An 11,692-nucleotide genomic window follows, 5' to 3' on the forward strand; every position below is an offset into this window, starting at 1 on the left:
GATAATAACAGCTAAGAAAAGGGCAACTTCTAATACGGTTAACATAACTTTAATTTTTTTAATGTTTTAATTACTGAACTAACAATGTTTTGAGGAAATACAACCGTTCCTACAGGCATGCTGTGGCAGGGATGCAAGAACAATTGTATCATTCCTGCCACCAGTTAGGCTAAAAACATGCCATTAAAAAACACGCCCTATAAATCAATACTTTAAGCCTAAAAACGTCATTTTCAAAATTGATTTTTTCTTTGAAACGACCTTCAAAAACTGGCGTTTATTAAATTTAACCCAGAGTTTTGCGCTTAACGAAAAAGAAAGAGCTTAAATCGGGGCAAAAAAAGCCGAAAAATTGTTTTTTGCCGAATTATTTAAAAAAAAGCGAGCAAACAAGCACAAATTTATTTTTGGAGAAAAATATTTCGCTCATTAATTTCTTAGCCTGCTTTGCGGCTATAAAAACTCATCGCCAAACTTTTTTTTCTAAAAAAACTATTCCCTGATTTTTACATATTAGAGGTCTTAGCTTTTTTAAAAAAATTAACCGACAATTTGTCACCGGCATGACAAACGCAAATTTTGGCAGAAAATCTCTAACTTAAAAGCATGACAGTAACTGCCAAAGTATGACATCATATCAACAAATTCATCCTATTATAGCGTTTAATCCCCTATGCCAAACTTTTAAACTTTTGGAAGGCATTTAAGAATGGCATTTTTCCAGATATTTACTGCTTCATGCATTTCCTTTTCGTTTAATGAGGCAAACCCTATCCTTACAAAGCTGTGTTTAAATGTTTTATCATAATAATAGTCATGCCCCGCACCTATAGACAGCCCCAGTTCATTAGCTTTTTCTGAAACAACGGCAGTGTCCAGATCATGGAGGTATTTAACCCATATGGCAAAACCGCCACATGGTATTTTAAAGGAAATATAATCGCCCAATTGCTCCTGCAGTAATTTGCAAAGAATATCCCGCCGTTCGTGATACAGCTTATTGGCTTTTTTCAGGTGCCTGCTAATGTCACCGTTCTTTAATAAACTTGCCATAGCTTCTTCTAACAGGTGCTCCCCCTGGCGGTCAATCAACCTGCGTAAGCGGGTGGCTTGTAATAAAAAATTAGCCGGCGCAACCATAAAGCCAATGCGAATGCCCGGCGCGATGGTTTTGCAAAATGAACCTACATATATTACATTGCCATAATAATCGGCACTGGCCAGTGGCAAAATAGGGCCGCTTGTATAATGAAAGTCAAAGTCGTAATCATCTTCAATAATGGCAAACTGATATTTTACTGCCAGTTCGAGTAAACGCATACGCCTCTCCGAACTCAGCGTTACTGTAGTAGGCTGATGATGATGCGGCACCACGTACAGCATACGTACCTTTTGTGCTTTACAAATAGTCTCAACGGCATTAATATCAATACCATGTTCATCCACAGGAACAAATTCCAACTGGGCGCCCGCTTGCTCAAACACCTCATTTGCACCACTGTAGCCTGGATTACCTACAATTACAATATCATTTTTATTAATCAGTACCTGCGCGCACAGGTAAAGTGCCATTTGAACGCCTTTAGTTATTAAAATATCATTAGGTGTTACATGCAAGCCACGGGTTTCACCCAAAAAACGGGCAAGTTCGTTCCTTAAATTTTCGGAACCCTGCTCCAGCCCGTACATCAGGTATTTATGCGTAAAATGATAACCTGCCATCCGTCTGTATTCGCGCACCATCAGGTCGACAGGCGCAATGCGGGTATCGGGAAACCCTTCGGTAAACGTAATATTGCCATCAGGCATATCCACAAACATGCGCTGAGGGTTGATCCTATTGTCATCAACGTTGAACGAGGTTTTATTTGGCAAGCTATGTTTCAGAACAGCTTTTTCAATAGGCCGGGGTGCAACATCGGGCAGGTTTTTAGCTACGTAAATCCCCTTACGCGCTATAACATCAACCCAGCTTTGCGCATAAAGTTCGTCATAAGCAGCTACTACTGTTTTACGATGTACGTTTAACGATGCTGCCAACACACGACTGGCAGGAAGTGCAGAGCCTGGTTTTAAGGTCCCCTGCCTGATATAATTGATAATGCCGTTGCTAATTTGCAAATACACGGGCACCTGGCTGCTTTTATCTACACTTAATAAACTTTCGATGAGCATCATTCTGGACTATCTTTAATATGTTTTCTGGACTACAAGTATAGTCCAAAAGCACGGTATTTTTGATCATCAAAAAATAAAACTTATGCAACTCAATCAAAAAATATCATCCATATACCTGAGAGTAGCCATTGGAGTAAGCTACCTGTGGGAAGTAGCCGACCGCCTCGGCTTATTGGGTCCAAATGGTCACCCACACGTTGGCTGGGGCGACTGGAAACATTTTATTGCCTATGCCAAACAGGTAATGAGTTTCCTGCCCGATGGCATCATAAATCCGCTGGCAACTATTGCAACCATTAGCGAAGGTGGTTTTGGCTTATTACTCATCCTTGGCTTATTCACCCGCATGGCAGCTATTAGCAGCGGTATCCTCAGTTTATGTTTTGCTATCGCGATGGCAACTTCCTTCGGCATAGAATCGCCTTTGGGTTATTCAGTTTTTACTTTGAGCGCCGCAAGCTTTCTGCTGGCCGGGACGTCCCAATATTCATGGAGCTTAGATAAATGGTTCGCCTCACGTATTGTGAACAAAAAGCTTACGGCTTACCAATCATTGCAAACCAATTAAAATCAGCAAATATCTTTAACCAATAAATAATCATGGCGACTACAGCAAATACAAAAGCATCACCCCTTTTAGTGATCATAGCCTTTGCTACTGTTTATATAGTATGGGGTTCAACCTATTTCTTTATACAAATGGCTATTCAGGGCTTCCCTCCTATGCTGATGGGTGCATTGCGTTTTTTCAGCGCGGGTATTTTATTACTTGGCTGGTGCTATATTAAGGGCGACAACATATTTGTTAAGCGCGATATCATCACCTCTGGTATCTGCGGGCTGCTTACCTTATTCGTAGCTACAGGTATAGTGATCTGGGTCGAGCGCAATATCCCCAGTGCCATGGTTGCCATTATGGTTTCTGTGAACCCGATATGGTTCATCATATTAGATAAAGCTAACTGGCGGGTAAACCTCAAAAATAAATCGACCATATTCGGCCTCATCATCGGCTTTGCAGGAATCCTGCTCCTTTTTGGCGAAGCTTTCCTAAAATCGGTTACCGGTACTATGGGGCATGCTAAATTAACAGGATTACTATTGCTGCTGGCAGGCCCTGTCGCATGGTCGGCAGGATCATTATACTCAAAAAAGCGGGGTGGTACAGCTCCGGCGAGGGTAAATACATCCTGGCAAATGATCATTGCCGGTTTGGCTTTTGTACCGGCTGCCATTATTCACCAGGAGTTTAACGGATTTGACTTCGCTACCGTTCCGGCTCAGTCGTGGATGGCCATCGTTTACCTTATCATATTCGGATCAATTGGGGCATTCAGCGCTTATGTATGGCTGCTGCAGGTAAGGCCTGCAACGCAGGTGAGCACTCATTCGTATGTAAATCCGGTTATCGCCGTATTACTTGGGGTTTGCTTTGCACATGAAAGTATTTCGTTAATGCAGCTTTTGGGGTTAATTGTGATCTTGCTCAGCGTATTGCTTGTAAATCTTTCAAAGTATGGGAAGCTTAAGTTAAAAAAGCCTGTGACCGAAACAATTGAACATGCGGGTAACTGCAACCATCTCAACCCGGCTTCCGATTTGAGACAGATCAAAGCATTGGCAAAAATTGCTTACCGAATCTAAAACCATCTCCCTAAATAAACTTTATAAAACTATGAACAAAACCATCATATGCAGCACATGCGGCACCCAGTTTTTAGCCGATCCCGCCGTGCCGGAGTTTTGCCCGATCTGTACAGATGATCGACAATACATTCCGGAGAGTGGACAGCAATGGAATACGGCAGCCGAACTTAAGAACCGCACCATCAAAATAACACAGTTAAGTGAACATCTGTATGCACTCAAAATACAACCAGACTTTGCAATTGCCCAAAGGGCCCTGCTCCTTATCTCTCCGGGAGGTAACATTTTGTGGGATTGTATTCCGTACCTGGATGATGCTACAATTGAATTTATCCGGGCTAAAGGCGGATTAAAAGCTATCGCGTTTTCACATCCGCATTATTATAGTAATATGAATGACTGGGCCGCCGAATTTGGCTGCCCAATCTATATCCACCAAAATGACGCCGAATGGGTACCTTTTAATTCTCCGTATATCTACTTATGGGGTGGTAACACCACACAACTTTGGGACGGCATAAGCGTAGTACATATCGGCGGTCATTTTGCGGGCAGCTGTGTGTTGCACATTGCAGGCTTTACACCCAACGGAACTATGCTTTGTGGTGATACCTTTAATATAGCCAGAAGCAAACGGCATATGGCTATTATGTACAGCTATCCTAATATTATATTACTCGCCAAGGAAGAATTTGTCAAAGCATATCAAAAAGCATCCATGCTTAATTTTGATACTGTGTATGGAGCATTTGAAAACCAGGATATCGAGGGCAACGCGATGGAAATATTTGAAACTTCGATGCAGCGATATAAGGATAGCTATGGATTATAATTATATTAAATTAACTACGTTTTCAGCTGAAATTTTTTTAAAGTAAAAAGTATGATATAGTTGTATTTGGTTAATTCATTGTGTTATATTTACACAATAGCTATTGCCATTGGATAAACATCCTCTCCAATTAATCGGTAATTAACTATCTTTCAATTCCGGAAGCCAGTTTCGGATCGCGAAGTGTAAACCAATTTAACCAAATACAATCATGAAAAAAAACAGTACCCTCATGCTGCTTTTACTCATTTGCTTTTTACCTGTAACGGCGTTTTGCCAAAACAGCAACGAACCAGTTGTTGCCGGGAACGATGTGGCTGTAACATCAACCGAAAGCGGAAAAGTAAAAGGCTATCTTCACAATGGCATTTTTACATTTAAAGGTATCCCCTACGCCAAAGCCGACCGCTTTATGGCGCCCGAAAAACCTGCGCCATGGACAGATGTACGCAGTTCAAAAACTTACGGTCCCGTTTGTCCTACCGATCCAACCACAACTGTTAACGACGAATTTGAATTTGCCTTTCAGCATGATTTGGGTTATTCAAATGAACACTGCCAGTCGCTCAATGTATGGACACAGAAACTGAACGATGGCAAAAAACGCCCGGTAATGGTTTGGCTGCATGGTGGCGGCTTTACTGCCGGTTCATCAATTGAACTTCCATCATATGACGGTGAAAACCTGGCTAAAAAGGGAGATGTGGTACTGGTATCGGTAAATCACCGGTTAAACATTTTGGGCTTTCTTGATCTTTCAGCCTATGGGGATAAATATAAGGGGGCTGCAAACGCGGGCCTGCTCGATTTGAAATTGGCCCTGGAATGGGTAAAACAAAATATAACCCAGTTTGGCGGCGATCCTGATAATGTGACCATCTTTGGGCAGTCGGGTGGTGGCGGTAAGGTTACCTGTTTGATGAACGCGCCGTCAGTAAAAGGTCTATTTAAAAATGCCATTGTTGAAAGCGGCAGCTATATTACCAGCTTCAACGAAAAGCCGGTTACTCAAAAAGTTGCGGCTGCACTACTAGAAGAACTTCACCTGCAGCCGTCACAAGTTGATTCGCTTCAAAAACTGCCGTACGATGTATTGAACGAAGCGGGTAAAAAAGCCATGCGCAAAGTTTCGGCTGAGTTGAAAAAAGAGGGCAAAACCATGAACGGCTGGGGACCCGCTTTAGACGGCGATTTTCTTCCTTACCAACCATCGGATCCGGCAGCTAAAGAACTGTCGAAAAATGTTCCGCTACTGGTAGGTACAACCAAAAACGAATTCGCTCCATTTATCCCCGGCCCTAAAAGCCAAACTATGGATGAATTAAAAGCCAGTCTTCAAAAAAAATATGGTGATAAAACCGATGTTTACATCGCCGCGGCGCAAAAAGCGTATCCAACAATTTCAAAACCATCAGAATTTACCGACATCGAATTTAACTTCCGCTCATTAGCCATTAAACAAGCCAATGAAAAGGCTGTTAGTGGCGCGGCCCCGGTGTATATGTACCTGTTTACCTGGCAATCGCCCGTAAATGGAGGCATGTATAAAGCCATGCACTGTATGGATATAGCTTTCCAGTTTAACAACATTGCACGCTGCCAGGAAATGACCGGCGGTGGTAAGGAAGCATATGCCCTTGCTGATAAAATAAGCAGCGCATGGATAAATTTTGCCAAAACAGGTAACCCTAATACATCGTCGTTACCTAAATGGCCTGCATACACTGCCGAAAATGGTGCAACTATGATACTGGATAACCAATGCATAGTTAAAAACCACCCTGACAATGAATTATTAAAAATAGTAGCCGCTGCACCAAAACCATAAGTAAATGAGAAGAGTAGCTTTAATATTTGCCCTCCTGTTTAGCAGCATATGGGTTTTTGCAGCCAAAGTCGATACGGTGCAGATCCCAAGCGCGGCAATGAACAAAACTTATAAAGCGGCTATTGCATTTCCGAAGGCATATGCAAAAAGCAAAGCCAATTTTCCGGTGTTGTACCTGCTGCATGGAGGTTATGGCCATTTTGACGACTGGCTGCAAAAAACGCCTGATAAATCACTGGTAAAAGATCTTGCTGATCAATACAACATTATTATTGTAATGCCCGAAGGTGAAATCTTTAGTTATTATGTTGATAGCCCGATTGATCCTAACAGCAGGTTTGAAACTTATATTATTAAGGAAGTGATTCCTTTTATCGATAGCAAATACCGCACGGTTAACGATAAAAAAGGCAGACTGATCACCGGCCTATCTATGGGAGGATTTGGCGCGTTGTATCTTTCAGCCAGGCATCCGGAACTTTTTGCAGCAGCAGGGAGTATGAGCGGAGCGCTCGACCCAAACATGACCACCTGGAAACTCCCTCCCGAAAGGTTTGAGATGCTTACCAAAATGCTTGATAAAATTTGGGGGCCTATGACGCCGGATACTTACCTGCAATATTCTGTTGTGAACATGGCAGATCAGATCAGGAAAAACGGGCTGCCATTGGTTATTAATATAGGAGTTGATGACTTTTTGCTTGAGCCAAACCGTGAATTACACCGCAGACTGGTTTACAACCATACCCCGCATGATTATAGCGAACAGCCGGGAGGCCATACCTGGGAGTTTTGGCAAAATGCATTGCCCGGGCATTTATTGTTTTTCAGTAAAGTACTGAAAACAAATGGTGTTTACGTTTTATAAAAGGCTTATTGAATATATAAAGGGAAGATCGATCACAGTATCTTCCCTTTATATTTACACTGTTTTCAGCATGGGAAGATAAGCGCCGGTAGGTGGGCATGTTCTTCATTCTCCATATTCTCCCAATCCCATAACCCATTTAATTGTGAGCTGCGGTTACTCAATACAAAGAAATCAACCCGCATTATATTGGCCAGCACATCAACGGTTTTCATAATATTTCGCTCTTTAATATTCACCAGGTTCAGCCTTGAACCGGCGAACATTTGCCTGAACACAGCATCAGCATAATCATTATGCATATGGGGTAATCCCGATTCAGTTATATTAAAAAGCGACGCCTTTACTCCCATAGCTTCACTCGTTTTACTTAAAAAACTTACAATGTCCTTTTTGGCATAACGAAGATCGGCAAGGTATCCCATATTGGTAATATTGAATGACGCGCCTTCCGGAACAGCCAGTAAGGGGCAGCACGAATGATTTAAAACAGGCACAAGCTGTTCATTAATTTCTCTCGCGGTTCCGCTAACCCCTTTGATAATTAAACCTATATCATATTTAGCTATGCTTGCGTGGAGCGACATGCCCAAAGTATCCAGATAGTTAAGGAAAACTATCTTTTCGGTGCCTTTATTTTGATCTTTAAAACTGAAATCCTCATCATCAAATATATCCTGCGTAGTAGCATCCGATTGCTGAACACTCATCGGCTCGGGTACCGTGTTCATAACAATTACTTTGGTTTTTAATTTATCACCTAAATTACCGGCATAAGTAAGTGCATAATTGCTTTCTTTTTTGAGATTGTGAACTACCAGGATTGCTTTCATAGCTAATTTATAATAATGAGATGTATGATTTGAACAAGTGATAACAAGAGCTGTTTCTTAATTTGTAATTAAAAAAGTCATAAAAAAGTCAGTTTGATATGCTCATGAGTGCTGGCAGTGTATAAACTTTAACCTTTAGCTGAAAAGCGGATATTATTCACCACCCGCTGCAATAAACGGTTATGTTGAGTAATCTTTAAAATGACTTTGTTTTAATTTACACTGATATTAAATAACGTTGCTTATAAATGTCACGGATAAATTAATACATATCAATTTGCAACAAAATTGAGCGCACATACTCAACACTTGATCGCTGTTAACGATTCCCTGGTATCACAACCGTTACCCGCTCCTGCTACAAGAAATTAGACGGGATGATGGTATTGGCGAATCGATTAAAATCCTGCCTATTCAAACAATCCCTGGTTTGGTTGCTAAATATGAAAGCAAAAAAGCCACTCAATTGAGCAGCTTTTTACTTATTTAAGGTTTAACAACCTTTGTTAATACAAGGTAAATTCAACCCTACGGTTAGCCTGACGGCCTGCAGCTGTTTTGTTTGTAGCTATTGGCTGTGTTTGACCATAGCCGGTTGCTTCAATACGCGATGGATTTGCACCTTTGCTTGCGAGGTATGATTTAACCGATTCAGCACGATCTTTTGATAAACGCATGTTTAAATCAGCCGAACCTGTATTGTCAGTATGGCCAGCAAGTTTCAGGCTAAAGTTTTTATCAACTAATAACTGTGCTACCCTATCCAAACTTGGATATGAATGCGCACGAATGGTAGCTTTACCCAAATCAAACTCAAGGTTTTTGATAGCGTCTTTAACCACTTTCTTATCTTCTTCAGTAACATACACTACCGGTTTAGCCAAAGGACAACCTGAGCCATCAACTTTTTGGCCGGCTGGTGTGTTAGGGCATTTATCGTTTACGTCCACAACACCGTCTCCGTCGCTGTCGGTAGTTAACTTGGCAAGATTGGCATTGGTTGTTGCAAGATCGCTGGCCAGCTGCGCGTTTTTAGCTTTTTCAGCGTCAATCTGTTGCTGTAGTTCGGCGCGTGTACGCTGGTTTTCCCATTGGTACTCTGTACGCATTGACGATACGGGATTATGAGTTGCCATCTGATGTTTTTTCTTATTACCAAGGGCAAACTCTAAACCAATATGTGCGTATGAAAACCTGTCATCACCTGCACCATATTTGTATCCGTCAAGGTTATCGGCCTGTACAAAGTTAACCTGGTAACCTAAATCAAGGTTTATACCTGGTGCAAGGTCAAATTTCAAACCTAAGCCAACCGGGATAAACAATTCGTTGATATGGCCATTATCGGTTTTCTTAAAGTTTTCCTGTTGACCGCCAACAGGGGTAATCCTCGGCGTATAGTTCAAATTACCAACACCCGCGGTTAAATAAGGCTGAATAAATGGCTTTTCATGGCGCCAGTTGATATTAGCCAGCGTAATGTTAGCACTTAAAGCTGCCGACCAGTTTAATTTAGTAGAGTATGAATCATAGGGAGAAGTACCTGCTGCGTTAGGCTGACTGTTTGATGAAGTTAATTTACCGCGAAGGAAGTCGGCCTGTAAGCCTAAAGATGGCAATATTTGTTTTTTAATGTATCCGCCGTAACCAAACTGTTCAGTTGGGCTGGTAAAATCCTGCCTGTTATTGCGTCCAAATATGGTAAAAGGGGTTAACAAACCACCATGTACACCTATTGACCAGGTACGCAGTTCACCACCGCCCGAAAAGGGCCTCACGTAATCTTTTGCTGTAGCTGAGGTATCTGTTGACTGAGCGAATAATTTACTGCCAATCATAACTCCTGTAAGAAGCAATGAGGCTTTTTTTAAATTTGTTTTCATATCTATATATTTAATTATACGTTTAACATTCAAGTAAAACGTACACCGGGTAATCCAACATTGATGCCATCAATATTTATTAAACCAGAAAGCCCATGGCCAAAAGGCAGGCTAATCAAACAAAAAAAGCATATGAAATTTGAGATAAAATGCTGATTAACTAAGTCAAGTGCTTATGTTTTTATAACGCGATTAAGGTTGCTTTAAACAGGCAATCACAACCAAATTCTTAACTTTTTGTATAAATTGGTTAATGAGTTAAAAAGAATACAGTTTTGTACAGTTAAAGAGTAATTAAACAAAATGGTTGTTAAGCCATCACAGCAACCATATTAAACAAGTTTTCGCCCAGGTTAATATTACCGCTAATATTGGATGCCTCCAATGCCGTTTGCGGATCGATGCCTTTGGTGAAAACCTTCCAGGCAATATCAGGCGATAAAGTTACTATAGTATCCGGCACAGATCCGGCATTTTTGGTGAGTGTCCAGCCATCAGCCATTTTAAGCAGATACCAGTTACCTCCGGCTTCGCCAGTTACAGTAATTCGAATTAGCATACCAGTGTTTGCGCTGACCGTACGATATGCATGCGGCAGTCCACACATAAAGGTATCGATGCAGGGATAAAACAATTCGGCAGTTAGAATACCTTGTTTGCCTACTGCTTCACGGATCTGTTGTTGGTGATGAAATTTTTCGGTGTATTCACGGGCTATATGAAACCAGTTAACAGATTTATCTTCACCTGCCCAGGCTACTGAAAATGGTGCAGACGCAAACAAATCAGCAGCAGCCATCATTTGGTTGTATTGTTTGCCTGTAGTTTCTAAAAGATCGGTAAGCAACTGCGGGCTTACACGCCTCATAGCTTTTACCCAGGTAGCGTTTAATCCATTCAAAAAATCAACTAAATCACTATAGTTATTAATGAGATTTGAAGGAGGATCGCCTGCGAATTGATGAGACGAAGAAATGACGCGTATGTTACTATCAAGCAAATGAGCGGCAATATCTTTTACTGTCCAAAGTTTTGCTAATGTAGGCCTGTTCCAGTCGTCGGTTGATAAGGATCTAAGCAGTTCTATTAGCTTTTTATCCAAAAGGGGGAACAGGTGAACTATTTTAATAGGTATTTCCTGTTCCGCCATTTTATATTTTTAATGCGTAATAAAATATATTATTCAGCAGGGTGAACAATTACTTTCCACTTAATTTCGGCACCGGCTTTTGCAAGTGTTGCAGCAACCGAGCAATATTTATTGATAGAAAGTTCGGCCGCGCGTACGGCTTTATCTTCTTCAACATTACCGTAGATATGAAATTCGATATCCACATCTTCCCACAATGAAGGTTCTTTACCTGCTTCACGTTCGCCGTTAACCACCATTTTATAATCGGTTATTTCCTGGCGCTGTTTTTTCAGGATACTGATCACGTCAATCGCCGAGCAGCCGGCAAGGCCCATTAAAAGCATCTGCATTGGGCGGATGCCAAAATCCTGGCCGCCACTTTCCGGACTGCTGTCCATTTTTACGGTGTGCCCGTTGGCGTCAACAGCTTCAAAGCCAAAATCGCCATGTACACGTTTTAATTCAATCTGAGCCATATTATCAGGTATTAT

General features: G+C 41.4%; 10 protein-coding genes. 5 read left to right on the forward strand and 5 right to left on the reverse strand.

Translation table 11 applies throughout. The annotated features are described in order from the left end of the window. Positions 1 to 684: 684 nt before the first annotated feature. On the reverse strand, positions 685 to 2,178 hold the full coding sequence (locus tag ACP26M_RS10160; RefSeq protein ID WP_426588503.1) for a PLP-dependent aminotransferase family protein: 1,494 nt from the start codon (positions 2,176 to 2,178) through the stop codon (positions 685 to 687). Between the two features lie 82 nt (positions 2,179 to 2,260). Here ACP26M_RS10160 and ACP26M_RS10165 point away from each other — a divergent pair, with 82 nt between their 5' ends. The 5 genes from ACP26M_RS10165 to ACP26M_RS10185 all read left to right on the forward strand — a co-directional run bounded on the left by ACP26M_RS10165 (position 2,261) and on the right by ACP26M_RS10185 (position 7,353). Continuing rightward, complete coding sequence (locus ACP26M_RS10165; RefSeq protein WP_426588505.1) at positions 2,261 to 2,746, forward strand: TQO small subunit DoxD; 486 nt, start codon at positions 2,261 to 2,263, stop codon at positions 2,744 to 2,746. Between the two features lie 32 nt (positions 2,747 to 2,778). After that, positions 2,779 to 3,822 (forward strand): EamA family transporter, encoded by a 1,044-nt coding sequence (locus ACP26M_RS10170; protein WP_426588507.1) that lies wholly within the window; start codon positions 2,779 to 2,781, stop codon positions 3,820 to 3,822. 31 nt (positions 3,823 to 3,853) lie between these two features. Beyond that, a complete protein-coding gene (locus ACP26M_RS10175; protein WP_426588509.1) occupies positions 3,854 to 4,657 on the forward strand; it encodes a hypothetical protein in 804 nt (267 codons plus the stop codon). Positions 4,658 to 4,868: 211 nt separating this feature from the next. After that, entirely contained in the window at positions 4,869 to 6,485 is a 1,617-nt protein-coding gene (locus ACP26M_RS10180) for a carboxylesterase/lipase family protein (RefSeq protein WP_426588511.1), read from the forward strand. 4 nt (positions 6,486 to 6,489) lie between these two features. After that, positions 6,490 to 7,353, forward strand: a complete 864-nt coding sequence (locus tag ACP26M_RS10185; RefSeq protein WP_426588513.1) for an alpha/beta hydrolase — start codon at positions 6,490 to 6,492, stop codon at positions 7,351 to 7,353. A 65-nt stretch (positions 7,354 to 7,418) separates the two neighbouring features. Here the strand turns inward: ACP26M_RS10185 and ACP26M_RS10190 are convergent, their stop codons facing one another. From ACP26M_RS10190 to ACP26M_RS10205, 4 genes are all read right to left on the reverse strand, one after another. Further along, positions 7,419 to 8,186 (reverse strand): hypothetical protein, encoded by a 768-nt coding sequence (locus tag ACP26M_RS10190; RefSeq protein WP_426588516.1) that lies wholly within the window; start codon positions 8,184 to 8,186, stop codon positions 7,419 to 7,421. 506 nt (positions 8,187 to 8,692) lie between these two features. Continuing rightward, complete coding sequence (locus ACP26M_RS10195; RefSeq protein WP_188831848.1) at positions 8,693 to 10,069, reverse strand: OmpA family protein; 1,377 nt, start codon at positions 10,067 to 10,069, stop codon at positions 8,693 to 8,695. Between the two features lie 310 nt (positions 10,070 to 10,379). Beyond that, positions 10,380 to 11,219, reverse strand: a complete 840-nt coding sequence (locus tag ACP26M_RS10200; protein WP_426588518.1) for a maleylpyruvate isomerase N-terminal domain-containing protein — start codon at positions 11,217 to 11,219, stop codon at positions 10,380 to 10,382. Between the two features lie 29 nt (positions 11,220 to 11,248). Further along, the gene (locus ACP26M_RS10205; protein ID WP_426588520.1) at positions 11,249 to 11,677 is read right to left on the reverse strand and encodes an OsmC family protein; all 429 of its coding nucleotides are present in this window, start codon (positions 11,675 to 11,677) and stop codon (positions 11,249 to 11,251) included. Positions 11,678 to 11,692 lie beyond the last annotated feature (15 nt).

The organism is Mucilaginibacter sp. R-33 (assembly GCF_049949235.1).
GTDB lineage: Bacteria > Bacteroidota > Bacteroidia > Sphingobacteriales > Sphingobacteriaceae > Mucilaginibacter.

Coding starts and splice junctions, on each gene's coding strand:
- ACP26M_RS10160 (WP_426588503.1), bottom strand. CDS start 2,178: ATGATGCTCATCGAAAGTTTATTAAGTGTAGATAAAAGCAGCCAGGTG.
- ACP26M_RS10165 (WP_426588505.1), top strand. CDS start 2,261: ATGCAACTCAATCAAAAAATATCATCCATATACCTGAGAGTAGCCATT.
- ACP26M_RS10170 (WP_426588507.1), top strand. CDS start 2,779: ATGGCGACTACAGCAAATACAAAAGCATCACCCCTTTTAGTGATCATA.
- ACP26M_RS10175 (WP_426588509.1), top strand. CDS start 3,854: ATGAACAAAACCATCATATGCAGCACATGCGGCACCCAGTTTTTAGCC.
- ACP26M_RS10180 (WP_426588511.1), top strand. CDS start 4,869: ATGAAAAAAAACAGTACCCTCATGCTGCTTTTACTCATTTGCTTTTTA.
- ACP26M_RS10185 (WP_426588513.1), top strand. CDS start 6,490: ATGAGAAGAGTAGCTTTAATATTTGCCCTCCTGTTTAGCAGCATATGG.
- ACP26M_RS10190 (WP_426588516.1), bottom strand. CDS start 8,186: ATGAAAGCAATCCTGGTAGTTCACAATCTCAAAAAAGAAAGCAATTAT.
- ACP26M_RS10195 (WP_188831848.1), bottom strand. CDS start 10,069: ATGAAAACAAATTTAAAAAAAGCCTCATTGCTTCTTACAGGAGTTATG.
- ACP26M_RS10200 (WP_426588518.1), bottom strand. CDS start 11,219: ATGGCGGAACAGGAAATACCTATTAAAATAGTTCACCTGTTCCCCCTT.
- ACP26M_RS10205 (WP_426588520.1), bottom strand. CDS start 11,677: ATGGCTCAGATTGAATTAAAACGTGTACATGGCGATTTTGGCTTTGAA.